At 71.0% G+C, this 26,124-nt stretch carries 23 protein-coding genes; 15 read left to right on the forward strand and 8 right to left on the reverse strand.

All coding sequences use genetic code 11. The features are described 5' to 3' along the window. Window positions 1-35: 35 nt before the first annotated feature. Window positions 36-2,696: an ATP-binding SpoIIE family protein phosphatase gene (locus BS75_RS21280; protein WP_052069585.1), complete on the reverse strand. Its 2,661-nt coding sequence runs from the start codon at window positions 2,694-2,696 to the stop codon at window positions 36-38. 311 nt (window positions 2,697-3,007) lie between these two features. On the opposite strand from BS75_RS21280, the gene BS75_RS21285 reads away from it, so the two are divergent. The 4 genes from BS75_RS21285 (at window position 3,008) to BS75_RS21300 (ending at window position 6,603) form a co-directional block, all read left to right on the forward strand. After that, on the forward strand, window positions 3,008-3,826 hold the full coding sequence (locus tag BS75_RS21285) for a J domain-containing protein (protein WP_034089396.1): 819 nt from the start codon (window positions 3,008-3,010) through the stop codon (window positions 3,824-3,826). Between the two features lie 89 nt (window positions 3,827-3,915). Then, the gene (locus BS75_RS21290; protein ID WP_034089397.1) at window positions 3,916-4,245 is read left to right on the forward strand and encodes a rhodanese-like domain-containing protein; all 330 of its coding nucleotides are present in this window, start codon (window positions 3,916-3,918) and stop codon (window positions 4,243-4,245) included. Between the two features lie 98 nt (window positions 4,246-4,343). After that, the gene (locus BS75_RS21295) at window positions 4,344-6,050 is read left to right on the forward strand and encodes an AMP-binding protein (RefSeq protein ID WP_231607848.1); all 1,707 of its coding nucleotides are present in this window, start codon (window positions 4,344-4,346) and stop codon (window positions 6,048-6,050) included. Window positions 6,051-6,096: 46 nt separating this feature from the next. Beyond that, a complete protein-coding gene (locus tag BS75_RS21300) occupies window positions 6,097-6,603 on the forward strand; it encodes a GNAT family N-acetyltransferase (RefSeq protein ID WP_042437773.1) in 507 nt (168 codons plus the stop codon). Window positions 6,604-6,619: 16 nt separating this feature from the next. Here the strand turns inward: BS75_RS21300 and BS75_RS21305 are convergent, their stop codons facing one another. From BS75_RS21305 to pdhA, 3 genes are read right to left on the reverse strand one after another with little or no spacing between them, the layout of a single operon-like run. After that, window positions 6,620-7,987, reverse strand: a complete 1,368-nt coding sequence (locus BS75_RS21305) for a dihydrolipoamide acetyltransferase family protein (RefSeq protein ID WP_034089398.1) — start codon at window positions 7,985-7,987, stop codon at window positions 6,620-6,622. A gap of 5 nt (window positions 7,988-7,992) precedes the next feature. Beyond that, a complete protein-coding gene (locus BS75_RS21310; RefSeq protein ID WP_034089399.1) occupies window positions 7,993-9,012 on the reverse strand; it encodes an alpha-ketoacid dehydrogenase subunit beta in 1,020 nt (339 codons plus the stop codon). Further along, a complete protein-coding gene (gene pdhA / locus BS75_RS21315) occupies window positions 9,009-10,142 on the reverse strand; it encodes a pyruvate dehydrogenase (acetyl-transferring) E1 component subunit alpha (protein WP_034089400.1) in 1,134 nt (377 codons plus the stop codon). Before pdhA ends, BS75_RS21310 begins: the two co-directional genes overlap by 4 nt. Before the next feature lie 176 nt (window positions 10,143-10,318). Between pdhA and BS75_RS52265 the strand changes: the two genes are divergently transcribed. Then, window positions 10,319-11,044, forward strand: a complete 726-nt coding sequence (locus BS75_RS52265) for an Lrp/AsnC family transcriptional regulator (protein WP_408022548.1) — start codon at window positions 10,319-10,321, stop codon at window positions 11,042-11,044. A gap of 64 nt (window positions 11,045-11,108) precedes the next feature. Here the strand turns inward: BS75_RS52265 and BS75_RS21325 are convergent, their stop codons facing one another. Continuing rightward, a complete protein-coding gene (locus BS75_RS21325; RefSeq protein ID WP_034089401.1) occupies window positions 11,109-11,714 on the reverse strand; it encodes a TetR/AcrR family transcriptional regulator in 606 nt (201 codons plus the stop codon). Window positions 11,715-11,822: 108 nt separating this feature from the next. Between BS75_RS21325 and BS75_RS21330 the strand changes: the two genes are divergently transcribed. The 8 genes from BS75_RS21330 to BS75_RS21365 all read left to right on the forward strand — a co-directional run bounded on the left by BS75_RS21330 (window position 11,823) and on the right by BS75_RS21365 (window position 21,090). Continuing rightward, window positions 11,823-13,277: an MFS transporter gene (locus tag BS75_RS21330; RefSeq protein WP_034089402.1), complete on the forward strand. Its 1,455-nt coding sequence runs from the start codon at window positions 11,823-11,825 to the stop codon at window positions 13,275-13,277. Next, complete coding sequence (locus tag BS75_RS21335) at window positions 13,274-13,717, forward strand: MarR family winged helix-turn-helix transcriptional regulator (RefSeq protein ID WP_042437771.1); 444 nt, start codon at window positions 13,274-13,276, stop codon at window positions 13,715-13,717. Before BS75_RS21330 ends, BS75_RS21335 begins: the two co-directional genes overlap by 4 nt. 474 nt (window positions 13,718-14,191) lie before the next feature. Beyond that, window positions 14,192-15,667, forward strand: coding sequence for an APC family permease (locus BS75_RS21340; protein ID WP_231607849.1), 1,476 nt, complete (start codon window positions 14,192-14,194; stop codon window positions 15,665-15,667). Between the two features lie 348 nt (window positions 15,668-16,015). Continuing rightward, entirely contained in the window at window positions 16,016-17,260 is a 1,245-nt protein-coding gene (locus BS75_RS21345; RefSeq protein ID WP_052069587.1) for a polyamine ABC transporter substrate-binding protein, read from the forward strand. A 33-nt stretch (window positions 17,261-17,293) separates the two neighbouring features. Then, complete coding sequence (locus tag BS75_RS21350; protein ID WP_034089403.1) at window positions 17,294-18,445, forward strand: ABC transporter ATP-binding protein; 1,152 nt, start codon at window positions 17,294-17,296, stop codon at window positions 18,443-18,445. Beyond that, entirely contained in the window at window positions 18,442-19,371 is a 930-nt protein-coding gene (locus BS75_RS21355; protein WP_034089404.1) for an ABC transporter permease, read from the forward strand. Before BS75_RS21350 ends, BS75_RS21355 begins: the two co-directional genes overlap by 4 nt. Next, a complete protein-coding gene (locus BS75_RS21360) occupies window positions 19,371-20,237 on the forward strand; it encodes an ABC transporter permease (protein ID WP_081982490.1) in 867 nt (288 codons plus the stop codon). The genes BS75_RS21355 and BS75_RS21360 overlap by 1 nt, the downstream gene beginning before the upstream one ends. An 88-nt stretch (window positions 20,238-20,325) precedes the next feature. Then, the gene (locus BS75_RS21365) at window positions 20,326-21,090 is read left to right on the forward strand and encodes a TrmH family RNA methyltransferase (RefSeq protein WP_034089405.1); all 765 of its coding nucleotides are present in this window, start codon (window positions 20,326-20,328) and stop codon (window positions 21,088-21,090) included. Window positions 21,091-21,205: 115 nt separating this feature from the next. Here BS75_RS21365 and BS75_RS44585 read toward each other — a convergent pair whose 3' ends face one another. From BS75_RS44585 to BS75_RS21380, 3 genes are all read right to left on the reverse strand, one after another. Further along, the gene (locus BS75_RS44585; RefSeq protein WP_231608158.1) at window positions 21,206-21,985 is read right to left on the reverse strand and encodes a BRO-N domain-containing protein; all 780 of its coding nucleotides are present in this window, start codon (window positions 21,983-21,985) and stop codon (window positions 21,206-21,208) included. Between the two features lie 229 nt (window positions 21,986-22,214). Further along, entirely contained in the window at window positions 22,215-23,813 is a 1,599-nt protein-coding gene (locus BS75_RS21375; protein ID WP_231607850.1) for an MFS transporter, read from the reverse strand. 228 nt (window positions 23,814-24,041) lie between these two features. Beyond that, the gene (locus BS75_RS21380; protein ID WP_034089406.1) at window positions 24,042-25,130 is read right to left on the reverse strand and encodes an NADH:flavin oxidoreductase/NADH oxidase; all 1,089 of its coding nucleotides are present in this window, start codon (window positions 25,128-25,130) and stop codon (window positions 24,042-24,044) included. A gap of 201 nt (window positions 25,131-25,331) precedes the next feature. Between BS75_RS21380 and BS75_RS21385 the strand changes: the two genes are divergently transcribed. Both BS75_RS21385 and trxA read left to right on the forward strand, forming a co-directional pair. Then, the gene (locus BS75_RS21385; RefSeq protein WP_042437770.1) at window positions 25,332-25,799 is read left to right on the forward strand and encodes a MerR family transcriptional regulator; all 468 of its coding nucleotides are present in this window, start codon (window positions 25,332-25,334) and stop codon (window positions 25,797-25,799) included. Then, window positions 25,786-26,118, forward strand: coding sequence for a thioredoxin (gene trxA, locus BS75_RS21390; RefSeq protein WP_034089407.1), 333 nt, complete (start codon window positions 25,786-25,788; stop codon window positions 26,116-26,118). Before BS75_RS21385 ends, trxA begins: the two co-directional genes overlap by 14 nt. Window positions 26,119-26,124 lie beyond the last annotated feature (6 nt).

Raw genomic sequence — 26,124 nt, forward strand, 5'->3', positions numbered from 1 at the left:
TCGGCGTGCCATCGGTATGGGAAGACCGGCTCGGGTCAGCTACGGTGCGGCAGCGGCAGTTCGAACCAGACGACCTTACCGACGGCTTTGCGGCTGGCGCCCCAGCGGGCCGAGAGCTGGCTGACCAGGCTCAGGCCCCGGCCGTCCTCGTCCAGCGCCTCGGAGGGCTCCAGCGAGGGCAGGTTGTGGTCGTCGTCGCTGACCTCGACCAGCAGCTTGCCGACCCGGGTCAGCTGCAGCTCGACCCGGTTCCTGGCGACCCGCAGCGCATTGGTGACCAGCTCGCTCACCAGCAGCGAGGTGACCTCGGCCATCTCGCCCAGGCCCCAGACCACCAGCTGCTCGTGGACCAGCCGACGGGCCCGGCCGACCTCCTCCGGCACCAGGTCGAGCGACCAGTCCATGACGTCCTGCGGCGGGATGCCGTCGAAGCGGGCGATCAGCAGCGCCAGGTCGTCATTGCGGTCGTCGGTGTGCAGCCGCTCCAGGACGGTGTCGCAGACCTCCTCCGGACTCTGCCTGGGGTCGACGATGTCGCCGCAGAGGGCGGCCAGGCCGTCCCCTATGTCGCCGCCGCGCATCTCCACCAGGCCGTCGGTGCAGAGCACCAGCATGCTGCCGTCGGAGACCTTGAACTCCTTGGCCGCGAACGGCACCCCGCCGACACCGATCGGCGCGCCGGAGGGGATGTCCAGCAGTTCGCCGCGCCCGTCCGGGTGCACCAGCACCGGTGGGACATGGCCCGCGCCGGCGATGGTGCAGGTTCGGGCGATCGGGTCGTAGACCGCGTAGAGGCAGGTGGCGAGGTGGTCGTCGCCCAGCCGCTGGGAGAGGTTGTCCAGGTGCCGGAGGATCTGGCCCGGGGGCAGGTCCAGCGCGGCCAGGGTCTGCATCGCGGTGCGGAACCGGCCCATCGCCACCGCCGAGTGCAGGCCGTGGCCCATCACGTCGCCGACCACCAGCGCGACCCGGCTGCCCGGCAGTTGGATGGCGTCGAACCAGTCGCCGCCGACCTCGGCCCGGCGGTCGCCGGGCAGGTAGCGGTGGGCGATCAGCACGCCGGGGATCTTCGGCGGACGGGTCGGCAGCATGCTCCGCTGGAGGGTGAGCGCGGTCTTCGCCTCCACCCGGTGCAGCCGGGCGTTGTCCACCGACAGCGCGGCCCTGGCCGCCAGTTCGCGCAGGTAGGCGGCGTCGGTCTGGTCGAACGGCGGTCGGTCCGGGTTGCGCAGCAGGGTCAGCACCCCGAGCACGGTGCCGCGCGCCGCCAGCGGCAGCGTCAGCATCGAGCGGCCCTCGAACAGCGGCACCAGCGCGGCGCCGCCGCCCCGTCCGGCCGCGCAGTACTCGGCGACCTCCCGGTCGACCTCGGGCACCAGCACCGGCTGGTTGGTCTGCAGGGCCAGCCCGAACGGGGTGTTCCGGGCCAGCGACACCAGGCTGCCGACCCGGACCAGGTGGTCCCAGCCGGCCAGCGACTCGCTGAAGGCCCGGGCGACCCGGCGCATCCTGGTCCCGTCGTCCGGGCGCTCGGGCGGCACCTCGGCGTCGGTGATCAGTCGGTCGCGCAGGTCGACGCAGGCGAAGTCGGCGATGCTGGGGACCACCACCTCGCACAGCTCGCGGACGGTGACGTCCAGGTCCAGGGTGGTGCCGATCTGTGCGCCGACATGGCTGAGCAGCCGCAGCTGCTCGTTGACCGGTTCGGCGGGCGCGGCGCCGGCGGCGGCCAGGGTGAGCGTCGGCACGGCCGGCGGGCCGCTGAACGGACCTTCGGTCCCGGAGCCGCGCCGGGTGCGTCCCGGCGGGGCGGGGCGCTGCGGGCGCTGGCTGCGCTCCGGTCGCTTCTCCTGGCCGAAGGGGGCGCCGGTGCGCGGGGTCGGCACCGCGGTCCGCCGCGGCCGGGTCGACGGTTCGTCGGCGGGCGTGCGGGAGTGGCTCTCCACGCTGCTGCCGAGCTCCCGCTCCGGGGACTCGCGCAACTGCTGCGGCAGCACCGGGAGCTGGACCGAGCCGTCCACCAGCAGGCCGGGCACGCCGGCGGCGACCACCTGGGCCAGCAGTCGGCGGCGGCGTTCGTCGCCGCCCCGGCGCAGCAGCGGGGAGAGCCGCTCGGCGGCGGTCCCGGCGTCGCCGCCCTCGGCCGGGGCGATCCGGATGCTCTCGACCCGAAGCTCCAGACTCTGGGCCTGGGTGGGCGAGTTGGCGGTGTAGGGGAGCAGCTGGCTGCCGAGGGCGATCCGTGGGCCGCGGGCCCGCAGCGGGCCCGCGTCCGCCGCGACCACCAGCAGGTTGCGTCCGGTGGGCTCGACCAGCCGGTAGGCCCAGCAGAGGATGTCCACGACCCGGCCGTCCCGGTCGGTGACGCTGAGGTCGCCGTTCCAGGCGGGCGCGAAGCTGGTGAGGTCGTCGAGGTGGTCGAGGGCGTCCCCGAGCTTTCCGTTGCCGATGCCGGTCCCGGCCTCGGTGGTGTGGCGGGCGAGCGGCAGCAGGCCGGAGGCCGGACGGTCGAAGACCTCGTCGCGGCGGTGGCCGAACAGCTCCTCGGCCGCGCGGTTCCAGACGGTGAGGCGGCCGTCCGGGTCGACCATGAAGGCGGCGAGCCGGATCAGCGCCAGCACACCCGTCGGCGCGGACGCGGGTCGCACCGGCTCGGAGAGGGATTGCGCGGGCCCTGCGAAGGTCTCCTCGTCCATGCTCACCTGCTCCCAGCTCCCGTCGTTCTCCGGACGCGCCTCACCTCGGAGGGACCGACCATCCTCCCCGTGCCGGTGGCTTGCGCGTGCCGCCTCGTACAACTCTGACCTTGCACCATAGGCCCACCACCACATCGGTACCCCAGGCAAGCACGAAACCTGCCGATGTTGTCCACATTCGGGGATTTATTTCTGTGTCCAGGAGCGAGTCCGGGCTCGCACGCCTCAGTGTGCGCCCTCGGTGGCCGGGGTGGGGACAGTAGGGTGACGGGGCGGACGAGCGGTACAAACATCAAGCAGTGAGGTTCGACATGGCTGCCGACACTCCGGTCCGGTGGACCGATCCCGAGGAACAGCAGCTGGAGGAGCAGGTCGCGCAGGTCGAGACCGAGTGGGTGGAGGCCGAGGTCGCCGTCGAGACCCTGCGGGTGGAGCTCGACAACTTCGCGCTGGTGCACCATCAGCGGCTGGGCCCGATGTACGTCCGGCTGGACGAGTTGGACGCGTTGATCGCCGAGGTCACCGCGGCCCGCAGCGGCGACCCCGAGGACATCCGCCGGGCCTTCGAGGCGCGCAGCATCCTGGAGCCGATGCCGGACCTGGAGGCGTTCTTCGCCGAGCCGGACCCGGGCGCCGAGGGCGGTCCTGCCGCCGAGGGCCCGGCGCAGCCGGTCCTGCCGCAGGCGCCGCAGCGGATCCGGCCGGACCGGGAGGCCCAGCGGCTGTACCGGGACCTGGCCCGCCGGGCCCATCCCGACCTGGCGCAGGACCCGGAGGAGCGGGAGCGGCGCGGGGTGTTCATCGCCCGGGTCAACGAGGCCTACTCCCGCGGCGACGTCCTCGCCCTGGCGGTGCTCGCGGAGGAGTGGGCGGGCGGTTCCGGCGACAGCGGGACGCCGGCCAGCGGCAGCCCGGAGCGGGCGGACTGGCTGCGGCAGCGGCTGGAGTGGCTGACCGCCCGGCTCGCCCGGGTCGCGGCGACCCGCGCCGAGCTGGTCGACAGCCCGATGGGGCAGCTGTTGATGCTGCTGCCGGACGACCCGGACGCGCTGCTGAACATCCTGGCGGAGCAGCTGCTGGAGAGCGTCGCCGGACGGCAGGCGGAGCTGGACCGGATGCTGGCCGGCTGAGAGTCGGCGGGAACGGGGGACCGGCCCCGGGGATCGGTGAGAATGGGGTAGTCCCCCGGAGCCGCCGGGGCCGCGTTTCGGGAGAGACCATGTTCGACGCCGCCGTCCCCACCGTGGACGCCGCTTCCGTGCCCGCCGACGGGGCCCTGCTGGACGTCCGGGAGCAGGACGAGTGGGACGCGGGGCACGTCGACGGCGCGGTGCACATCCCGATCGGCCAGGTCGTCGCCCGGCTCGGCGAGCTGCCGGAGGACCCGCTGTACGTGGTCTGCCGGGTCGGCGGGCGCTCCGCCCAGGTGGTCCAGTACCTGGTGGCACAGGGGCGGGAGGCGCTGAACGTCGACGGCGGGATGTACGCCTGGGAGGCCGCAGGGCGTCCGATGGTCAGCTCCTCGGGCAGTCAGGCCTTCGTGCTGTAGCCACCGGCCCCCGGAACCGGGGGTGTTGCGGTCGGCGGCGCCGGGCGGTATCAACTCAATGAACTGACGATGCGTCAGAAAGAGTTGGGGGTCCGCCCGTGCCCGCAGATCCGTGCCCTTCCACCCTGGTCGGGGCCGTCCTCGCCCAGCACCGGGTGCACCGCCCCGGCCTGGTCGGCGAGGGCTTCAGCCTCAGCCACCACCGGCTGCTCCGCGCGGCCTGTGCCAGGGCCGCGCTGCTCGGCGAGCTGCTGGCGGCGGCCGAGCACCCGCATGTCGGCCTGCTGCTCGACAACACCCCCGAGTACGTCCACTGGCTGCAGGCCTGCGTCCTCGGCGGCGCCACCGCCGTCGGCATCAACCCCACCCGGCGCGGACCGGACCTGGAACGCGACATCCGGCACACCGACTGCGCCGTGCTGGTCACCGAGCGGCGGCAACTGCCGCTGCTCGCCGGGCTGGTACTCCCCCGGCAGCTGCTCGTGGTCGACGACCCCGGCTTCGCCGAGCTGCTCGCCCCCTACGCCGACGCCCCGCCGCCCGCGAAGCTGCCCGAGCCCGCCACCCGGGTGCTGCTGACCTTCACCTCGGGCTCGACCGGTGCGCCCAAGGCCGTCGTCTGCAGCCAGCGGCGGCTGGCCGGGGCCGGGAACAAGCTCCGCGCCCGCTTCGGCCTCACCTCCGCCGACACCGGCTACGGCTGCATGCCGCTGTTCCACGGCAATGCGCTGATGGGCCTGTGGTCGCCGCTGCTGATGGCCGGCGGGACGGTCGCGCTGCGCCGCCGCTTCTCCGCCTCCCGGTTCCTGGAGGACGTCCGCGCCCACGGCGCCGGGTACTTCACCTATGTGGGCCGTGCGGTCTCCTACGTCCTGGCCACCGAGGCCCGGGCGGACGACGCCGACTCGCCGCTGCGGCTCGGCTTCGGCACCGAGGCCGGCGCGGTCGACGCCGCCCGCTTCGAGGCCCGGTTCGGCTGTCGGCTGGTCGAGGGCTACGGCTCCTCCGAGGGCGGCTGCAACCTCCAGCAGGATCCGTCGGCCCCGCCCGGGGCGGTCGGCCGCGCGGGCGCCGGCCCGGACGACGACCTCGCCGTGGTCGACCCGGAGACCGGCGCCGAGTGCCCGCGCTCCCGCTTCGACGCCCACGGCCGGCTGCTCAACGGGGAGGAGGCCATCGGCGAACTGGTCAACCGCACCGACCGGGCCGGCTTCGAGGGCTACTGGCGGAATCCGGAGGCCGGGGCCGCCCGGATCCGCGACGGCTGGTACTGGACCGGCGACCTCTTCCACCGCGACGCCGAGGGCTGGTTCCGCTTCGCCGGTCGCACCACCGACTGGCTCCGGGTCGACAGCGAGAACCTGGCGGTCGCCGACATAGAGAACATCCTCGCCCGCTGGGAGCGGGCCCGGGCCGTCGCCGTCTACGCGGTGCCCGACCCGGTGGCGGGGGACCAGGTGATGGCCGCCGTCGAGCTGACCGGGCGACAGGAGGCCGACAGCGTCGAGCGTCTGGCGACGGAGCTGACGGCCTTCCTGGCCGCCCAGCCCGACCTCGGCACCAAGATGCCGCCGCGTTTCGTCCGGCTGGTCCCGGAGATGCCGGTGACCGCCACCCACAAGACGGCCAGGACCGGGCTGCGCCGCGAGCACTGGCAGGTCGCCGACCCGGTGCTCTGGCGGCCCTACGGCCGCGGCGGCGAGGAGACCGGCTACCGGCTGCTCACCGCCGCGGACGCGGCCGGGCTGCGGGCCGCCTTCGCCGCCCAGGGGCGGTCGGCGCTGCTGGGGGACGGTCCGGCATGATGGCCGCGACCGAGCAGGGCCAACGCCGACCTCCCCAAGGGACGACATGACTGACAGCACCGACGGCCACCTGTACGCCGAGCGCCTCCAACTCCACCCGATCGGGCCGGAGTCGGCGGTGGACCTGAGCACGGGCGGCGCCGGCGGCTTCGACTGGGTCGCCGACGGTCCCTACGAGGGGACCAGGGACGCCTGCACCATGGCGGCCAAGGCCGCGCAGGCGGGCGTCTTCGCGCCGCGCTGGGGCGTCTACGCCGTGGTCCGGACCGAGGACGGCGCGGCCGTCGGCGGCATCGGCTTCCACGGCCCGCCGAGCGAGGGCTCGGCCGAGATCGGTTACGACCTCGCCGCCTCCCAGCGCGGTCGGGGCTACGCCACCGAGGCGGTGGCGGTGATCTCCGCCTTCGCCCTGGACCAGCCCGAGGTCGACGTCGTCGTCGCCCACACCGAGCCCGGGAACACCGCCTCGCAGGCGGTGGTGGTCCGGGCCGGCTTCGTCCGCGACGGCGAGGGCGAGGACGGGCTGTTCCGCTTCGTGCTGCGACGCGGCTGAGCCCTCCCGACCCGGTTCAGAGGTGGCGGAGCAGGGTGGCGGGGTCCTCCACCGCGTCGGCGACCAGCCGGAGGAACCCGCCCGCCGTCGCGCCGTCGCAGACCCGGTGGTCGAAGGTGAAGGAGAGCTGGACGACCTGACGGACCGCCAGCACCCCGTCCACCACCCAGGGTTTGGCCGTGATCCGGCCCACCCCGAGCATCGCCGCCTCCGGGTGGTTGAGGATCGGGGTGGAGCCGTCGACGCCGAAGACGCCGTAGTTGTTGAGGGTGAAGGTGCCGCCGGTCAGCTCGGCGGCGGCGAGCCGACCGGTGCGGGCACTCTCCGTCAGCCGGGCTGTCTCGGCAGCCAGTTGGGCCGTGTCGAGCAGATGGGCGTCCCGGACCACCGGAACCACCAGGCCGCGGGCGGACTGGGCGGCGAAGCCCAGGTGCACGGCGCTGTTCCGGCGGATGCCGGTGGCGGTGCCGTCGGCGTCGGTGACCACGGTGGAGTTGAGGGCGGGATGCACCGCCAGCGCGGCGGTGCAGATCCGGGCCAGCAGCGGCAGCAGCCCGATCCTGGGCTCCCGTCCGCCGCGGTTGAGCGCGTCGCGGGCGGCGAGCAGCCCGGTGGCGTCGGCGTCCACCCAGCAGGTGGCGTCGGGGATCTCGCGACGGCTGCGGGTGAACCGCTCGGACGCGATCCGCGCCGCCCCGCGCAGCGGCACGACCTCGTCCTGGGCCGGCTGCGGGGCCGCTTCCGGCGCCGGGGCCTGGGCGGCGATGCCGCGCTCGACGTCGGCGCGGAGGATCAGCCCGTCGGGGCCGCTGCCGGGCAGCTCGGCCAGGTCGAGGCCGTGCTCCCGGGCGAGCCGGCGGACCAGCGGGGAGATGACGGCCGGCGGCTGCCGGTGCGCGGCGGCCGGGCGGGCCGGCACGGCGACCGGTACCACGACCGGCACCACGACCGGCGCGGCGACCGGCGCGGTGACCGGCACCACGACCGGCGCGGCGACCTGCACGGTGCCGTTCGCGGTGCCGTTCGGGGCGAGCCGGCGGCGCCGGGCGCCCTTCCCGGACTCGGCGGTGCCGTAGCCGACGAGGACGTTGCCGGAGCCGGAGCCGGTGGTGGCAGCGGGGGAGGTCGCGGGCTCGGCCGGGCCGACCGCGACGGTGACCAGCGCGGCGCCGACCGGGATCTCCGCACCCACCTCACCGAAGCGGGCGGTGACCACCCCGCCGTACGGGCAGGGGACCTCGACCATGGCCTTCGCGGTCTCCACCTCGGCCACCGGCTGGTCGACCTCGATCACCTCGCCGACCTCCACCAGCCAGCGGACGATCTCGGCGGAGGTCAGGCCCTCCCCCAGGTCGGGCAGCGGGAACTCGCGTACGGAGGGCATCGGGGTCACTGCTCCCACTGGAGTCGGGCGACGGCGTCGAGGATGCGGTCCACCGAGGGCAGGTGGTGGCGCTCCAGCATCGGCGGAGGATAGGGGATGTCGAAGCCGGTGACCCGGAGCACGGGGGCGGCCAGGTGGTGGAAGCAGCGCTCGCTGATCCGGGCGGCGATCTCCGCGCCGACGCCGCCGAAGCCGGCCGCCTCGTGCACCACCAGGGCGCGCCCGGAGGCGCGCACCGCCGCGCAAACCGTCTCGTCGTCGAAGGGCACCAGGCTGCGCAGGTCGACCACGGAGAGCTCCCAGCCCTCGGCGCGTGCGGCCTCGGCGGCCTCCAGGCAGACCGGCAGTGAGGGCCCGTAGGTGATCAGGGTGGCGCTGGGACCCGGCGGGGCGGTGCGGACCACGGCCGCCCGGCCCAGCGGCGGGACCGCGGCCGCGGGGGACCAGTCGGCCTTGGACCAGTAGAGCCGCTTGGGCTCCAGGAAGACCACCGGGTCGTCGGAGGCGATGGCCGCCCGGAGCAGCCCGTAGGCGTCGGCGACGTTGCCGGGGGCGACCACGTGCAGCCCCGGAGTGTGGGCGTAGTAGGCCTCGGAGGAGTCGCTGTGGTGCTCCACCCCGCCGATGCCGCCGCCGTAGGGGATCCGGATGGTGATCGGCAGCGGCATCCGCCCGGCGGTGCGGTTGCGCATCCGCGAGACATGCGAGACCAGTTGCTCGAAGGCCGGGTAGGCGAAGGCGTCGAACTGCATCTCCACCACCGGCCGCAGCCCGTACATGGCCATGCCGACGGCGGTGCCGAGGATGCCGGCCTCGGCGAGCGGGGTGTCCAGGCAGCGGTCGGCGCCGAACTCGGCGGCCAGGCCGTCGGTGATCCGGAAGACGCCGCCGAGGGCGCCCACGTCCTCGCCGAGGACGTGGACCGACGGGTCCGCGCGCAGTGAGTCGCGCAGGGCGGTGTTGAGGGCCTGGGCCATGGTGGTGGCCTTCGGGCCGGCCTGGGTCTCGACAGTGGTGGCGCTCATCGCTGCTCCGCCTCCGCCTCGGCGGCGAGCTCGGCGGCCAGCTGTGCGGCCTGCTCCCGCAACTGGCTGGTGGGCTGCTCGTAGACGTGGGCGAACAGGCTCATCGGGTCGAGTTCGGGTTTCACGTGAAACATCGCGCGCATCCGGGCGGCCAGCTCCTCGGCCTCGGCGGCGGCCTCGGCCACCTCGGTGTCGCCGAGCAGTCCGGCCTTGCGCAGCCCTTCCTCCAGCAGTGTCAGCGGGTCCCGCTCCCGCCAGCCGGCCACCTCCTCCGGGCTGCGGTAGCGTCCGGCGTCGTCGGCGTTGGTGTGGGCGTCCAGCCGGTAGGTGATCGCCTCGACCAGGACCGGGCCGAGCCCGGCCCGGGCGTGCTCCACGGCCTCCTGCAGCACGGTGTGCACGGCGGCGGCGTCGTTGCCGTCGACCAGTCGGCCGTGGATGCCGTAGCCGACGGCCTTGTGGGCGAGGGTGGGTGCGGCGGACTGCTTGGACAGCGGGACCGAGATGGCGTAGCCGTTGTTCTGCACCAGCACCACCACCGGGGCGTTCAGCACCCCGGCGAAGTTCAGTGCCTCGTGGAAGTCGCCCTCGCTGGTCCCGCCGTCGCCGACCAGGGCCAGCGCCACGGTGTCGTCGCCGCGCAGCCGCGCGGCGTGGGCCAGCCCGACGGCGTGCGGGGCCTGGGTGGCCAGCGGGGTGCTGAGCGGGGCGACCCGGTGCTCGTAGGGGTCGTAGCCGCTGTGGGCGTTGCCGCGGAGCAGGGTGAGTGCCTCGACCGGGTCCACGCCCCGGGAGACCACGGCGAGGGTGTCGCGGTAGCTGGGGAAGAGCCAGTCCCCGTCGCGCAGCGCGGTCGCGGCGGCGATCTGGCAGGCCTCCTGGCCGGTGGAGGAGGGGTAGACGGCCAGGCTGCCCTGCTTGGTCAGGGTGGTCGCCTGCTGGTTGTAGCGGCGTCCGACGACCAGTCGGCGGTACAGCTCGCGCAGCAGGTCGGGGTCCATCTCAGCCAGGGCCGGGGTGCCCAGCACCCGGAACGGCTCGGCGTCGGGCAGCAGTGGCGCGGGGTCGCGGCGGGGGGTGTGGCCGTCCGGTGGCCAGGTCGGCGCGACGGGGTGGTCCAGCACGGTCATGGCGGCACCTCCTGGGGGTGAGAGAGGGTAAGGCGGTGCGACGGACCGGCAGGTCCTCCCTACCGATTGTTCGGTCGTTTGATCGAACTGGCTATGGCCCCGGGTAAGTGGTGGACAATCGGCCGCAGTCGCGCTGTCCTGGAATCAGGACGTCCACCGTTGGAGGGCAGGGGGGCATGTCCACTGAACAGATGGCCGGAGCCGGGGAACCGGGCTCCGGACGGCGCCCGCAGCTGCCGGCGCTGCGCTCGGGATCGGCTGCGGACTGGGTCGCGGAACGGGCGCGGCAGCGCGCGGCTTCGGTGCCGGGTCGGGCCGGAGCCTCCAGGTCGAGGGCCGGGAGCGGCGGAACGGGTCACGGCCCGGTCGTTCCGCAGTCCCCGCCGCAGCCCTCGGGCCGGGACCGGGAACGTCCGCCGGAGCAGCCTCCGGCCGACGACGGCTCCGGACACCGTGCGCTGGACCGGATCGACCGGGCGATCCTGCGGCTGCTCCAGCAGGACGGCCGGGCCTCGGTGCGCTCGGTGGCCGAACGGGTGCATGTGTCGCGGGCCAACGCCTATGCGCGGATCGCGCGGATGATGGACGACGGGGTGATCCGGGGCTTCACCGCCCGGGTCGACCACGAGCGGGCGGGCCAGGGCGCCTCCGCCTACGTGACCCTGAAGATCGTGCAGAACTCCTGGCGGACCGTGCGCGGACTGCTGCTGGAACTGCCGGGGGTCGAGCACATGGCCCTGGTCAGCGGTGACTTCGACGTGCTGATGCTGGTGCACACGGTCGACAACCGGGCGCTCCGGGACCTGGTGCTGAACCGCATCCAGAACATCCCGGAGGTGCTGAGCACCCACACCCTGCTGGTCTTCGACGAGACGGACCGGACGCCGGTGCTGCCGGAGTGACCCCCTCGGGCCCCGGCCGGGGTCGGGCCGGGTCCGGGTCGGGGCCCGGGGCCCGGGACGAGCTCTAGGCCGGGGCCTGGAGGCCGTGCAGGGTGAGGGCGATCACGGCCTCGGTGATCTGCCCGGCCGCCTTGGCGTCGGTGTCCGGGCGGTACCACTCGACCAGCGAGTTGATCATTCCGAAGATCAGCCGGGTGGCCAGCCGGGGCTCGACGTCCGAGCGCAGTTCACCGGAGCGCACGGCCGCCGCCAGCAGTTCGGCGACATGGTGGTCGAACTCCCGCCGCCGTCCCAGCGCCCACTGCTCGGTGGCGGTGTTGCCGCGCACCCGCAGCAGCAGGGTGACGTAGGGGAGTTCGGCGAGCAGCACCTCGGTGGTGCGGCGGACGACGTGCTCCAGCCGGGCGGCCGGGCTGCCGGTGGCGCCGGCGGGCTCGTCCAGGATCCCGAAGAGGCCGTCCAGGGCGCGGTCGACGGCGAGCCGCAGCAGTTCCTCCTTGCCGCGGACATGGTGGTAGATCGACGACTTGCTGATTCCGGCGGCGCGGGACAGGTCCTCCATCGAGGTGCCGTCGTAGCCGCGCTCGTTGAAGACCCGCACGGTCACGGCGAGCAGCGTCTCGACGGTGTAGCTGTCGCGGCGCGGGGGTGCGGGGTTCCTGTCGACCATGGGGACGAGTATCGCTCACGGGCCGCACGGTCCTGCGGCTTGTCCCCGTCCCGGTGATAGTTGTATTCTCACAACTGTTATAGAAGTCAAACCATTGAGGCGGGCCCGATGACCGAAGAAGGATCCGCACTGAGCGTCCGACGACGCTTCCTGGTGCTCGCGATATGTTGCATGAGCCTGTTCATCGTCGGGCTCGACAACACCATCGTGAACGTCGCCCTGCCCTCGATCCAGCGCGATCTCCACACCTCGGTCTCCGGCCTCCAGTGGACCATCGACGCCTACACCCTGGTGCTGGCCAGCCTGCTGATGCTCTCCGGCTCCATGGGCGACCGGCTCGGCCGGCGCCGGACCTTCCAGACCGGACTGGTGCTGTTCACCCTCGGCTCGCTGCTCTGCAGCCTCTCCCCCAGCCTGAGCTGGCTGATCGCCGCCCGGATGATCCAGGCGGTCGGCGGTTCGATGCTGAACCCGGTCGCCATGTCGATCATCACCAACACCTTCACCGACGCCAAGGAGCGGGCCCGCGCCATCGGCGTCTGGGGCGCGACCGTCGGCGTCAGCATGGCGCTCGGCCCGGTGGTCGGCGGGCTGCTGGTGGGCTCCGTCGGCTGGCAGTCGATCTTCTGGATCAACATCCCGGTCGGCATCGCGGCCCTGGTCCTGGCCGGGCTGTTCGTCCCCGAGTCCAAGGCCGCGCGGGCCCGTCGGCTGGACCCGGTCGGACAGCTGCTGGTCATCCTGCTGCTGGTCTCGCTGACCTACGGGATCATCGAGGCGCCCAGCGTCGGCTGGCTCTCCGGACAGACCCTGGGCTGCTTCCTGGTCGCGGCCCTGGCCCTGGCCGGACTGGTCGGCTACGAGACCAGGCGCGAGGAGCCGCTGATCGACCTGCGCTTCTTCCGCAGCGTGCCGTTCTCCGGCGCGACCGTGATCGCCGTCTGCGGCTTCGCCGCGCTGGCCGGGTTCCTCTTCATGAACACCCTGTACCTCCAGGACGCCCTCGGCTGGAGCGCGCTCCACGCCGGACTGTTCACCCTGCCGATGGCGCTGATGACGGTGGTCTTCGCACCGCTGTCCGGCCGGCTGGTCGGCTCGCGCGGGCCCAGGCTGCCGCTGCTGGCCGCCGGGATCGCGATGACGCTCAGCAGCCTGCTGCTGGTCGGGCTGAGCCCGAGCACCCCGGTCTGGCAGCTGATGACCGCGTACGTGCTGTTCGGCATCGGCTTCGGCATGATCAATGCCCCGATCACCAACACCGCCGTCTCCGGGATGCCCCGCAGCCAGGCCGGGGTGGCCGCGGCGGTGGCCTCCACCAGCAGGCAGGTCGGGCAGTCGCTCGGGGTGGCCGTCATCGGCTCGGTCGTCACCTCGGCCGTCCACGGTTCGCTGCACACCGGCTTCACCCAGGCCAGCCACACCGGTTGGTGGATCACCGCGGGCTGCGGAACCGTGGTGCTGGCGCTCGGTATCCTCACCACAGGCGCATGGGCGAAGGGCACGGCTGCCCGGAACGCCGCCCGGCTCATCCCCGAGGACGTGAGGACACCGGTCAGCGCATGAACACCATCGATGCCACCACCCAGCACGCCACGGATGCCCGGGACGCCGCGGCCGCCCAGGTCTACGCGGTGATGCGGCGGCTGGTACTGGACGAGGACGACCACCGGAACGAGGTCGCCGACGCCCTCGGCATGAGCTTCAGCCGCACCAAGGCGCTGCGCCGGCTGGTGCACGGCTCACTGCGGATGAGCGAGCTGACGGCGAAGCTGGTCACCGACAAGCCCTACACCACGCTGATCGTGGACGACCTGGAGCGGCGCGGACTGGTCGTCCGCAGCGTCCACCCGGACGACCGGCGCTGCAAGATCGTGACCATCACCGAGGCCGGGCGGGAGGCCGCCGAGCTGGCCGAGGCCATCCTGTCCCGCCCCCCGCGCGCCCTGCTGGGGCTGGGCGACGCGAAGCTGGCGGAGCTGAAGCGACTGCTCGGCAGCCTGTAAAGGCGAAATCGTCGGGGCGTCTCCCTGCCGGAGGCGCCCCTGCTCTTTTGCCCGTATTTTGCCCGGGGCTTACTCGGCTCATTCTTCGCGATAACCCGGCTCCGGCGCTGCGTTAAGGATGTGTACGGATCCCTGGACATGGTGTCAAGAGAGCGTCTGGACCCTTGACGGTCTGCCTGATGGTCTGAAACGGCATCCGGGTCGAAACTCTAGGGATCCGGTGTACTCCCGGCTGTGCGGATGCCTGCAGCGAGGACCGGAACAACCAGCGGGGAACAGGGGGCCGGACGGCCCCCGGCTGCGGCACGCGGATTTTCGTCCGCCGGCCGGCGCCCGCCGCGTTCCATTGCAGTGACCGGAGCTTCGTCCGGCCCGTTCCCGGGGCCGGTCGAGCCGATTTGACCAGAGGTGGTAATGGCCGAGATCGCCAAGGACCTGCCTGTCGTCCGCATGCCGTCGCCACGACGCGTGCGAATGATGCCGCTCGTCGCCCTCATCTTCTTCAGCGTCTCGGGCGGCGCGTACGGCATCGAGAGCCTGTTCTCCACGTCCGGGCCGGGCATGGGGATTCTGCTGATCGTCGTCACACCGCTGATCTACAGCATTCCCCACTCGCTGGTCTGCGCCGAGCTCGGCACCGCGCTCCCGGTCGAGGGCGGCTACTACCACTGGGTCAAGAAGGGCCTCGGGAAGTTCTGGGGCTTCCAGCAGGGCATGCTCCAGTGGATCTGCAGCTTCGTGGACATGGCCCTCTACCCGGTGCTGTTCACCAGCTACCTGACCAGCCTGGTCGCCTCGGTGGCCCCCGGCAACCACGTGCTGTTCACCCTCGGGCACCTCCAGTTCGACCTGAACTGGTTCGTCTGCCTGGCCGTGATCGTGGTGTTCACCCTGGTCAACCTGCTGGGCGCGGGCTGGGTCGGCGACTCCTCGGTGGTCTTCGCGCTGATCTGCCTCACCCCGATGGTGCTGCTCAGCGGCATCGGCATCTACCACCTGATCAGCCACGGCACCAATCCGGTCGGCTCGTTCACCGCCTCGCACACCCAGTCGACCTGGAACGCCTTCGGGGCCGGCCTCTTCATCGTGATGTGGAACTACTCCGGCTGGGACAGCGTGTCCAACGTGGCCGGTGAGATGGAGAACCCGCGCAAGCACCTGCCCAAGGCACTGGCGCTGGCCGTGGTCCTGATCATGGTGGGCTACCTGCTGCCGACCCTGGGCTCGCTGGCGGTCGGCGCCAAGGGTCCCAACGGCTGGGAGAACTGGGAGGCCGGTTCCTTCTCCGACATCGCCAAGCAGCTGGCCGGCCCCTGGCTCCAGTGGACGGTCACCATCGGCGGCATGTTCGCGGCGGTGGCGATGTTCTCGGCGCTGCTCGCCTCCAACACCCGGCTGCCCTTCGTGCTCGCCCAGGACGGCTACTTCCCCTCCTGGGTGGCCAAGGAGACCAAGCGCTACCGGATGCCGATCGTCTCGATCATCGGCTCCTCGGTCATCTACGCCATGTTCTGCCTGAGCAGCTTCGGCAACCTGGTCATCTTCGACGTCTTCCTGACCAACATCGGGATCCTGCTGGAGGTCGCCGCGCTGATCGCGCTGCGGATCAGGGAGCCCGAACTGGACCGCCCCTACCGGATCCCCGGCGGCTGGTGGTCGATCTCCGCGATCGTGGCGCTGCTGCTCGGCGTCTGCGGCTGGGCGGCCTGGCAGCAGTACGACGAGAGCGGCACCCAGGCGGTCCGCTACTGCCTGTACGTGGTCGGCTTCTCGGTGCTGGTCTACTTCCCGCTGGAGGCGTGGCGGAAGTGGAAGGCCAAGGCCGACCCGCTGCTCGACCTGAGCCCCGGCAGCGTCGGCTACGAGCGCTGGCTGCGCGAGGCGATCAACCACGGGCCCGCCGGGCATGCGGACGTGGCCCCGGTGCAGGAGGCACCCGCCACGGCGTGACGGCGGACGCCCGATAGGGCGTACAGGAAGTTCCTGGGGACCGTGCGGATTCTTCCGCACGGTCCCTTCGGCGTCTGCTGTCACAGGTGCAGGGCTTCTGTTGCGCCTTTTACAGGCTGTATCTGGCCACCCGGAGGCCCGGTGACAGAGAGTAAGAGGTGATGCGGATCACGTTGCTGATCTGGCCAAAAGATAACGATTCCGCTGCCGAAGAGGTACCGGCCTAGGGAATTCGTTGTTTTACGGCCTAATGTCTGACCCCATCCTCTTACTTACGTCCGCACCGACCTGGCTGTAAAGGACCTTCCACCAGCACCCGGCGTTCTGCAGAAAGGCCGTACCCCCCTCATGACGGGCTCCAGCTCCTTCGACCTCGCGCGGTTCGCCAACCGCACCCGCGCCCATTCGGCGGCGGCCGCCATGAGCCGCCGTTCCCTGCTTCGCGGCGCCGCGGTCGGCGGCCTGGCCGTGGCCGGCGCCGGGGCGCTGTCGGGCTGCGGTGTCCAGGGCCATGTCGTTCCGCCGGGGGCCGCCGACATCGGCGAGGCCGGGAAGGACTACTCCGACACGGAGAAGAAGGTCGTCTGGGCGACCTGGCCGGCCTACATCGACGTGAGCGAGAAGAACCCCAGCGACCACCCCACGCTGGACGCCTTCGAGAAGCAGACCGGGATCCAGGTGGCCTACCTGGAGGTCATCAACGACAACAACGACTGGTACACCAAGATCGACCCGTACCTGGTCAAGGGGATCGACACCGGGTACGACGTGATGGTCGTCAGTGACTACATGATCTCCAAGTACAAGGCCTACGACTACATCCAGGAACTGGACCTGGCGAACATCCCCAACCACGCCAAGCTGCTGCCGAGCGTGCTGCGCGACCCTGCCGACCCGGGCCGCCGCTTCTCGGTGCCGTGGGCGTACGGCTACACGACCATCGCCTACAACAGCAACCTGGTGAAGCAGCCGATCAGCTCGATCTCGGAGATCTTCACCCGCCCCGACCTGCGCGGGAAGGTCTCGCTCTTCAGCGAGATGGAGGACACCATGGGCCTCGCGCTGCTGGCCACCGGATCGAACCCGGAGAAGTTCACCGACGCCCAGTTCAACACCGCGCTGGAGTACGTCCGCCGGGCCAAGGACTCCGGCCAGATCCGCGCCTTCACCGGCAACGACTACCTGAGCGACTTCCAGCAGGGCAACACCGCCGTGACCATGGCCTACTCCGGCGACGTCGCCCAGCTCGGCAAGCCCAACCTGGTCACCGTGAACCTCCCCAAGGAGGGCCTGCTGTCCTGGTCGGACAACTGCGTGATCCCCAACTACGCCCGGCACAAGACCAACGCCGAGAAGTTGATGAACTTCTACCTCCAGCCGGACATCGCCGCCGAGCTCGACGACTACATCGACTACATTCCCTCGGTCGAGGGCGCCGTCGCCGCGCTGCAGCAGCTCGACTCGACCGCCGCGGCCGTCCCGCTGATCGTGCCGACCAAGGCGATGGACGCCGCGTCGCACGGGTTCATGGCCCTCAGCATCGACCAACTCAACGACTACACCAGCCGATTCCAGCAGGTCACCGGCCAGTAGCGGCCCCGTCCCCTCAGCGAAAGTAGAGTCTCGATGAGCTCCAACGATGTACTCGGCCGCACCGAGGGCGGGGATCTCCGCCTCGTCGGCCTGACCAAGCGCTTCGGCTCCTTCAAGGCCGTGGACAACCTCGACCTGGTGATCCCCCAGGGCTCCTTCTTCGCCCTGCTCGGCGCCTCCGGCTGCGGCAAGACCACCACCCTGCGGATGGTCTCCGGCCTGGAGGACCCGACCGCCGGCCAGATCTTCCTCGGCGACCAGGACGTCACCGACACCAAGCCGTACCGACGACCGGTCAACACGGTCTTCCAGAACTATGCGCTCTTCCCGCACCTCGACATCTTCGAGAACGTCGCCTTCGGCCTCCGCCGCCGCGGCTTCAAGAGCGTGAAGCCGCAGGTCGACGCGATGCTGGAGCTGGTCGAGCTGGGTCACCTGGCCAAGCGCAAGCCCACCCAGCTCTCCGGCGGCCAGCAGCAGCGGATCGCGCTCGCCCGCGCCCTGATCAACCAGCCGCAGGTGCTGCTGCTGGACGAGCCGCTGGGCGCACTGGACCTGAAGCTCCGTCGGCAGATGCAGATCGAGCTCAAGCGGATCCAGACCGAGGTCGGGCTGACCTTCGTCCACGTCACCCACGACCAGGAGGAGGCCATGACCATGGCCGACACCATCGCGGTGATGAACCACGGCCGGATCGAGCAGATGGGCTCCCCCGCCGAGCTCTACGAGAACCCGCAGACGACCTTCGTCGCCAACTTCCTCGGCCAGTCCAACCTGATCCCCTGTACCGTCGAGGGCAGCAGCGGCGACGTGGTCACGGTCAGCTTCCACGGCCGCAAGCTCACCCTGGACGCCAAGCGCTGCCGCGCCCTCACCGGCCCGGTCATCCTCGGCGTCCGCCCGGAGAAGGTGCAGATCGCGGTGGGCGAGGCCGAGGTGCCGGCCGGCTCCAACTCCCTGGAAGGCACCGTCTCCGACGCCTCCTTCATCGGCGTCTCCACCCAGTACCTGGTCAAGCTGGCCTCGGGCGAGGAGATCGCGGTCTTCGAGCAGAACACCGGCCGCGCCATCCAGCGCCCCGGCAGTGCGGTCACCGTCTACTGGGACCCGAGCCAGGGCTTCGGCCTGGACGGCACCCAGGACATCGGCGCCGGCGCGGCCCTGGACGAGGAGGGCGCTGCGTGACCACCCTCACTCCGCCGAAGCCGCAGGCCGCGGAGCCGGAGCGGCCGGCCGACCGCAAGGTCCGCCGCAACCTCACCCCCTGGGTGCTGCTGCTGCCCGGCCTGCTCTGGCTGATCGTCTTCTTCCTGGTGCCGATCCTGACCTCGGTCTCGGCCTCGGTCCAGACCGGCAACTTCGACGACGGCTTCAAGGTCACCTGGGACTGGGGCAACTACTGGACCGCGATCCACAGTTACGGCACCCAGTACTGGCACTCCGGGCTCTACTCGGTGCTGACCACGATCTTCTGCCTGGCACTCGGCTACCCGGTCGCGTACTTCATCGCCTTCAAGGGCGGCAAGTACAAGTCGCTGCTGATGGCCCTGGTGATCGTGCCCTCGTTCACCAGCTTCCTGATCCGCACCATCGCCTGGAAGACGATCCTCGCCGACAACGGCACGGTCGTCCACGTCCTGAACGACCTCGGCATCCTCAGGATCACCAGCTCGCTGGGCTGGACCGTCGGCGACCATGTGCTGGCCAGCCCGACCGCCGTGGTCTGCGGCATGGTCTACAACTTCCTGCCGTTCACCATCCTTCCGCTCTACACCTCGCTGGAGAAGATCGACCCGCGGCTGCACGAGGCCGGCCACGACCTCTACTGCAACGCCTTCACCACCTGGCGCCGGATCACCCTGCCGCTGTCCATGCCCGGCGTGATCGGCGGCACCCTGCTGACCTTCATCCCGGCGGTCGGCGACTACATCAACGCCCAGCTGCTGGGCAACCCGAACACCAACGTGGTCGGCCAGAAGATCGAGGACCTGTTCCTGCGCAACACCCAGGGCTACCCGGTCGGCTCGGCGATCTCGGTCGTGATGATGGTCGCGACGCTCGCCCTGGTCATGACCTACATCCGCAAGGCCGGTACGGAGGACCTGATCTGATGGCCACGCTCACCTCTGCCCCCGCCCGCACCGCCGGCGGGACCCAGCAGCCGATCCGCCGCCAGTCCCCGCTGAACTGGGCCCGCGAGCACATCCTGCTGGTGGCCACGGTCCTGATCTTCGTCTTCATGCTGGCCCCGAACGCGGTCATCCTGTGGATGTCGTTCAACAAGCCGATCGGCAAGTTCGACTACACCTGGAACAAGTTCTCCCTGGACGCCTGGAAGAGTCCCTGCGCCAACAGCGAGATGTGCCACAGCCTCGGCCTCTCGCTGCAGATCGGCGTCGTCGCCACCATCGGCTCCACCATCCTCGGCACGATGATCGCCTTCGCGATGGTCCGCTACCGCTTCAAGGCCCGCTCCGGCATCAACGCCCTGCTGTTCCTGCCGATGGCGGCGCCCGAGGTGGTCATGGGCGCGACCCTGACCGCGCTGTTCTTCAACACCGTCGGCCCCGGCTCGCTCGGCTTCTGGACCATCACCACGGCCCATGTGATGTTCTGTCTCAGCTACGTGGTGGTCACCGTCAAATCCCGGCTGGCCGGCATGGACCCGACCCTGGAACGCGCGGCGCAGGACCTCTACGCCACCCCGTTCCAGACCTTCATGAAGGTCACCCTGCCGCTGGTCGCGCCCGGCATCGCCGCCGCCGCGCTGCTCGCCTTCGCGCTGTCGATCGACGACTACATCATCACCGTCTTCACCGCCGGCAACCTGGAGACCTTTCCGATGTACATCTACGGGTCGGTGCAGCGCTCCTACCCGGCGCAGATCGACGTCATCGGTTCGATGATGCTGCTCGGCACCATGGCGATCATCGCCGTGTCGCAACTCCTCGGCCGGGCCAGGAGCGCCCGCAAGTAGCACCACCCCGCAGCCACCCGTCACCGCGCGCCCCGTCCGGACCCCCCTACGGACGGGGCGCGCACCTCTGTCCCCCTAGGCTGGCGGGATGGACGAGAGCAGCGGCGGGATCAGGACCTGGCGGGCATACGCGGGGGACAGCGTGCTGCTGGACGGCTTCCACGCGTTGAAGCACGCGCTGCGCTTCGGCGCCGAGGTCCGGACGGTGCTGACCAGCGACGGCGCCGGGGTCGCCGTGCTGGCCCGGGAACTGGCGCCGGACGTCGCCGAGCGGATCGCCGAGCTGGCGGTGGAGGTCCCGGCGGTGGCGCTGCGCGAGCTCGTCCCGAGGCTGCACCCCACCGGCATCGCCGCACTCGCCGTCCGCCCCTCGCGGGGGCGCAACCTCGCGGTGCTGGGCGCGCAACCGCGCCGGACCCCGGTCGTGGTCCTGGACAACCCGCGCAACCTGGGCAATATCGGCGCCGTGGTCCGGCTCGCGGCCGGCTTCGGCGCGACCGGCGTGGTCACCACCGGCGACACCGATCCCTGGCACCCGACCGTGGTCCGGGCGGGTGCGGGACTCCACTTCGCCACGGCGGTCGAGCAGCTGACGCTGGAGCAGTTGCCCTCGGGGCCGCTGTACGCGCTGGACCCGGAGGGCGAGGACATCCGGGCCGTGGCTTTCCCCGACAACGCGCTGCTCGCCTTCGGTTCGGAACGCCACGGCCTCTCACCGGAGCTGCGGGCGCGGGCCGACCGACTGGTGGCGATCCCGATGCAGCCCCAGGTCTCCAGCTTCAACCTGGCCACCAGCGTGGGGATGGGACTGTTCCACTGGATGTCCGCGCGGGCCGACGGAAGCCATTCGTAGCCATTCCCACCTGCGTGATGCCCGGTGCCGGGGGCGGACTCCGGCACGGGACGGGCTATGCCTCGTTTGAAACGAGGCATAGCCCCTCACCTCAGGTTGCAACCAGGGCTCGCGGTCAGGGCAGCGGGACGCCCATCGCCTTCAGCTCGTGCAGCAGCGTGGCGATCTCCCGAGCCGTTCCCTCCAACCGCATCGTTCCCACGGTCACGGTCACGGTCATCCGTCCGCCAGAGGGGGACGAGCAGGCAGCGGGGGTCTCGGGCTCGCGTGGAGCGCCGAGCCGCCTGACGACGTCCACGAAGCGGATGCTGCCGCAGGGACGGATGCCCTTGCTGCCCCGGATGCCGACCCGACGCAGCTCCGGGCAGCGGTAGAACGGGCCGAAGGGCGGGCCGCTGTCCTCACCCTTGTTCGGAAAGACCACATCTGTCTGACCGTGGAGGCAGTGGACGCTGCCGTCGGAGAGGACGCGGAAGTCGACATCCTCGATGCCGTCGATGCGCATGACCACGTCGAGCGGTTGGTCGACAGCCTCGGTGAGCGTCTCGGCCATGCGCCGGCGCTGCTCGTCGAGGTCGGTGTCCCCACGCCGGAGGGAGGGGAGCAACTCGCTGGTGACCCACTGCTGGAACGGCTTGGCGGAGGGCTTCCGGGACCGCATGATCAGCGTGTACAGGCCGGACTCGCTGATCAGGTTGAGGGTCTGGTTGCCTCGGGCGTAGCCATTCCGAGCTGGCCTTTCGTCGTATGGCTCGTTTGAAACGAGCCATACGCTACGCATATCGAGGACCCTGCTCTCTCCGTTCTGGAGCACCCTGACAGCGTCGGTCGCATTCTGACGTCCCAGGATTCGGCAGACGTCGAGCGTGGCGAACCACGGCTCGCCGTCGATCATCACGACGCGGATCGGCTGCCCGGTGACCGGGAAGGCCGAGCGGGTCAGGGTGGGTTGTTCGGTGTGTGGCATGACGTCCCTCTCGGGTAGCTGGTTCTGACGTCATGCCAAACGCCGATTGTCTGACCGGGTCACCCATTCAGCGGAGCGAATAGTGCGTGTACGGCGCGAAGGGTGAATACGTGCGCGGGGGTGGCTCGGCGCCACCCCCGCCCGCGCTCCGGGGTGGCTACTTCTTCGCGCCGCCGGTGATCAGCGAGGCTGCCGCCGCGATCAGGCACGCGGCGAGGGCGAACCAGAAGGCCACCGCCAGACCGTCCTTGAACGGGCCGGTGACCAGGTGCGGGAAGAAGCTGCGCCCGGTCAGGTAGGAGGCCTTGTCGGCCGGCAGGTTGTGCAGGATCTGGTTGCCGAGCAGCTGCTTCATCGGGTTGTAGCCGAGGAAGGCGGCGAACAGCACCGCCAGCGGCGGCAGGTGGGAGATCTGCGTGGCCGCTGCCGAGGGCACGCCCTGGGCGGTCAGGCCGCTGTACATGTCGCTCGGCAGGTGGGTGGCCAGACCGGCCACCATCAGGCTGAAGAACACGCCGATGGACAGCACCATCGCGGTGTTCTGGAAGGTCGCGGTCATGCCGGCGCCGACGCCGCGCTGGTTGGCCGGCAGCGAGTTCATGATCTGGACCCGGTTGGGCGAGGCGAAGAGGCCGGCGCCGATGCCGTTGAGGACCAGGATCAGCGCGAACGCCCAGTACGGGAAGTCCACCGGAAGCACCATCAGCAGGCCGAAGCTCAGGGCGTTGAGCAGGGCGCCGGCGACGGTGAACATCCGGGAGCCGTAGCGGTCCGAGAGCACCCCGGACAGCGGCGCGGCGACCAGCAGGCCGATGGTCAGCGGGATCATGTAGATGCCGGCCCAGAGCGGTGTCTGCTCGAAGCTGTAGCCGTGCAGCGGCAGCCAGATGCCCTGGAGCCAGATGATCAGGATGAACTGCAGCCCGCCCCGGCCGAGCGCGGCCAGCAGGCTGGCCAGGTTGCCGGCGGTGAACGCCTTGATCTTGAACAGGTCGAGGTGGAACAGCGGGTCCGTGACCCGGGTCTCGATCCAGCAGAAGAGCAGCAGCACGACCAGGCCGCCGATCAGCGCGGTGAGCACCCAGGGGTTGCCCCAGCCGGTGTCGCTGCTGCCGTAGGGCTGGATGCCGTAGGTGATGCCGACCAGGATGGAGATCAGGCCGACGGCGAAGGTGAGGTTGCCCCACCAGTCCATCTTGGCCCGGTGCCGGACGCTGGTGTCCTTGAGCTTGAGGTAGGCCCAGACCGTGCCGAAGATGCCGACCGGGACGGAGACCAGGAAGATCCAGCGCCAGCCCACCGGGCCGAGCACGCCGCCGAGCATCAGGCCGATGAAGCTGCCGGCGATGCCGGCGATGACGTTGATGCCGAGCGCGGTGCCGCGCTGCTTGGCGGGGAAGGCGTCGGTGAGGATCGCGGTGGAGTTGGCGAAGATCAGCGCCCCGCCGATGCCCTGGACCACGCGCCAGCCGATCAGCCAGAGCGCGGCGGTGGCGCCGTGGCCGAAGGTGCAGGACAGGAAGATCGAGCAGATGGTGAACACGGCGAAGCCCATGTTGTACATCCGCACCCGGCCGAACATGTCGCCGAGCCGGCCGAAGGAGACCACCAGCACGGCGGTCACCACCATGAAGCCCATCATCATCCACAGCAGGTAGCTGGTGTTGTGGGGATCGAGGGGGTCCAGCTTGATGCCGTCGAAGATATTGGGCAGCGCGATCAGCACGATCGACTGATTGATCATCACCATCAGCATGCCGAGGGTGGTGTTCGACAGAGCGAGCCACTTGTAGTGAGGTCCGTGCGGACTGACGTGCTCAGATGGATCATGTGGAGCGGTTGCAGTGGATATGGGTGGTTTTGCGGTGTCGCCGGCCATGTGGGAAGCCTCATTTCGGTGGTTGCTACCTGCAACTATCCCAGGACCGCTTGAGGTTGTCACGCGACCACTGACCGGCGACCGGGTTACGCGCGGGCGACGGAGTTACGCGCGGGCGTACTGGGGGGCGCGCGGGATCGGCGTGCCCAGGGCGTCCGCCGCGTGGCGGGCCCAGTACGGGTCGCGCAGCAGTTGGCGGCCGAGCAGGACGGCGTCGGCGCGGCCCTCGGCCAGCACCGCCTCGGCCTGCGCGGGCTCGGTGATCAGGCCGACGGCGGCGGTCGGCAGACCGGTCCGGCTGCGGACCTCCTCGGCGAACGGGACCTGGTAGCCGGGGCCGGTCGGGATCACGGCGTCCGGCACGTTGCCGCCGGTGGACACGTCGAGCAGGTCGACGCCGTGCGCCTGCAGCTCCTTGGCCAGCAGCACGGTGTCCTCGGAGGTCCAGCCCGTGCGCTCGTCCTGTTCCAGCCAGTCGGTGGCGGAGGTGCGGAAGAAGACCGGCAGCTCCTCCGGCCAGACGGCGCGGATGGCGTCGACGACCTCCAGCGCGAACCGCATCCGGTTCTCCGGCGAACCGCCGTAGCCGTCGGTGCGGGTGTTGGAGTAAGGGGACAGGAACTGGTGCACCAGGTAGCCGTGGGCGCCGTGCACCTCGGCCACTTTGAAGCCGGCCGCCAGGGCGCGGCGGGCGGCGTCCGCGAACTGCTGGACGACCGCCTCGATCTCCGCCACCGACAGCTCGGCGGGTACCTGGTGGGCCTCGGAGAAGGCCAGGGCGCTCGGGGCGACGGGGGTCCAGCCGAGGGCGGCGTCGCGGTCGAGCGGCGCGCCGCCGGTCCAGGGGGAGTCGGTGGCGGCCTTGCGTCCGGCATGGGCCAGCTGGATGCCGGGGACCGCGCCCTGGGACTCCAGGAAGGAGGTGATCCGGCGGAAGGCCTCGACCTGCCGGTCGTTCCAGATGCCCAGGTCGTAGGGGCTGATCCGGCCCTCGGGGCTGACCGAGGTGGCCTCGGTGATGATCAGGCCGGTGCCGCCGACCGCGCGGGCGGCGAGGTGCTGGAAGTGCCAGTCGTTGGGCACGGCCGTGTCGGCCCCCTCGGCCGCGGCCGAGTACTGGCACATGGCGGCCATCCAGACGCGGTTGGGGATGGTCAGCCCGCGCAGGGTCAACGGCTCGAACAGGATGCTCATGGGGTCCTCGTCTGGGAGAGGTGAAGCTGCCGACACTCAGATTAGGCAGCGTGCGCAACTATTGCAAGTGCATGAGTTTGTTGACGTAGAGTGCCGGGACCTCTCGGAGCGGGCGCGAGGGAGACCGGGGAAACCGACTGGCGTTGACGTCGGCGTCAAGGTCTAGCGTCATCAGCACGCACCCGGCGGAAGGACAGCGGAATGCGGATCGGCGAACTGGCGGAGCGCGCGGGCACCACCACGCGCACGCTGCGCTACTACGAGTCCCGCGGCCTGTTGCCCGCCCGCCGGGCGGGCAACGGCTACCGGGCCTACGGCGAGGAGGACCTGCGGCTGCTGCGGCAGATCCGGCTGCTCCAGGACTTCGGCTTCGACCTGGAGGAGACCCGGCCCTTCGTGGACTGCCTACGGGCCGGGCACCCCTCGGGGGACTCCTGCCCGGCCTCGATCGAGGTCTACCGGCGCAAGCTCGACGAGCTCGACGAGTGCATCGGGCGGCTGCAGGCGGTCCGGGCCGAGGTCGGCGCCCAGCTGCTGCGGGCCCGGCTGGAGGCCGAGGCGGCCGAGCCGGGGGAGCCCGTGTGCGAGCTCGGCCAGGGCGGCCACCGGCTGCCCCGGAGCGATGACGGACCGACGACGACCGAAGGAGCAGGACATGACGCAGAGTGAGACGGTGCTCGCGGTGACCGACGACACGTTCGCGGCGGAGGTGCTGGGATCGGAGCTGCCGGTGCTGGTCGACTTCACGGCCGACTGGTGCCCGCCGTGCCGGATGATCGCGCCGGTGCTGGACGAGGTCGCCCGCGAGCAGCAGGGCCGGCTGAAGGTGGTCACCCTGAACGTGGACACCAATCCGCAGACCCAGTCCGCGTACGGGGTGCTGTCGATGCCGACGCTGATGGTCTTCCGGGGTGGTGAGCCGGTCTCCTCACTGGTGGGCGCGCGGCCCAAGCGGCGGCTGCTGCAGGAGCTCGACGGGGTGATCTGAGGGCGT

It is taken from the genome of Streptacidiphilus albus JL83 (genome assembly GCF_000744705.1).
GTDB classification, from domain to species: Bacteria; Actinomycetota; Actinomycetes; order Streptomycetales; family Streptomycetaceae; genus Streptacidiphilus; species Streptacidiphilus albus.

What these genes read in the sequence shown, in the direction of transcription:
- BS75_RS21280 (WP_052069585.1), bottom strand. Translation starts at nt 2,696, where the DNA reads ATGGACGAGGAGACCTTCGCAGGGCCCGCGCAATCCCTCTCCGAGCCG.
- BS75_RS21285 (WP_034089396.1), top strand. Translation starts at nt 3,008, where the DNA reads ATGGCTGCCGACACTCCGGTCCGGTGGACCGATCCCGAGGAACAGCAG.
- BS75_RS21290 (WP_034089397.1), top strand. Translation starts at nt 3,916, where the DNA reads ATGTTCGACGCCGCCGTCCCCACCGTGGACGCCGCTTCCGTGCCCGCC.
- BS75_RS21300 (WP_042437773.1), top strand. Translation starts at nt 6,097, where the DNA reads ATGACTGACAGCACCGACGGCCACCTGTACGCCGAGCGCCTCCAACTC.
- BS75_RS21305 (WP_034089398.1), bottom strand. Translation starts at nt 7,987, where the DNA reads ATGCCCTCCGTACGCGAGTTCCCGCTGCCCGACCTGGGGGAGGGCCTG.
- BS75_RS21310 (WP_034089399.1), bottom strand. Translation starts at nt 9,012, where the DNA reads ATGAGCGCCACCACTGTCGAGACCCAGGCCGGCCCGAAGGCCACCACC.
- pdhA (WP_034089400.1), bottom strand. Translation starts at nt 10,142, where the DNA reads ATGACCGTGCTGGACCACCCCGTCGCGCCGACCTGGCCACCGGACGGC.
- BS75_RS52265 (WP_408022548.1), top strand. Translation starts at nt 10,319, where the DNA reads ATGTCCACTGAACAGATGGCCGGAGCCGGGGAACCGGGCTCCGGACGG.
- BS75_RS21325 (WP_034089401.1), bottom strand. Translation starts at nt 11,714, where the DNA reads ATGGTCGACAGGAACCCCGCACCCCCGCGCCGCGACAGCTACACCGTC.
- BS75_RS21330 (WP_034089402.1), top strand. Translation starts at nt 11,823, where the DNA reads ATGACCGAAGAAGGATCCGCACTGAGCGTCCGACGACGCTTCCTGGTG.
- BS75_RS21335 (WP_042437771.1), top strand. Translation starts at nt 13,274, where the DNA reads ATGAACACCATCGATGCCACCACCCAGCACGCCACGGATGCCCGGGAC.
- BS75_RS21340 (WP_231607849.1), top strand. Translation starts at nt 14,192, where the DNA reads ATGATGCCGCTCGTCGCCCTCATCTTCTTCAGCGTCTCGGGCGGCGCG.
- BS75_RS21345 (WP_052069587.1), top strand. Translation starts at nt 16,016, where the DNA reads ATGACGGGCTCCAGCTCCTTCGACCTCGCGCGGTTCGCCAACCGCACC.
- BS75_RS21350 (WP_034089403.1), top strand. Translation starts at nt 17,294, where the DNA reads ATGAGCTCCAACGATGTACTCGGCCGCACCGAGGGCGGGGATCTCCGC.
- BS75_RS21360 (WP_081982490.1), top strand. Translation starts at nt 19,371, where the DNA reads ATGGCCACGCTCACCTCTGCCCCCGCCCGCACCGCCGGCGGGACCCAG.
- BS75_RS21365 (WP_034089405.1), top strand. Translation starts at nt 20,326, where the DNA reads ATGGACGAGAGCAGCGGCGGGATCAGGACCTGGCGGGCATACGCGGGG.
- BS75_RS44585 (WP_231608158.1), bottom strand. Translation starts at nt 21,985, where the DNA reads ATGATCGACGGCGAGCCGTGGTTCGCCACGCTCGACGTCTGCCGAATC.
- BS75_RS21375 (WP_231607850.1), bottom strand. Translation starts at nt 23,813, where the DNA reads ATGCTGATGGTGATGATCAATCAGTCGATCGTGCTGATCGCGCTGCCC.
- BS75_RS21380 (WP_034089406.1), bottom strand. Translation starts at nt 25,130, where the DNA reads ATGAGCATCCTGTTCGAGCCGTTGACCCTGCGCGGGCTGACCATCCCC.
- BS75_RS21385 (WP_042437770.1), top strand. Translation starts at nt 25,332, where the DNA reads ATGCGGATCGGCGAACTGGCGGAGCGCGCGGGCACCACCACGCGCACG.
- trxA (WP_034089407.1), top strand. Translation starts at nt 25,786, where the DNA reads ATGACGCAGAGTGAGACGGTGCTCGCGGTGACCGACGACACGTTCGCG.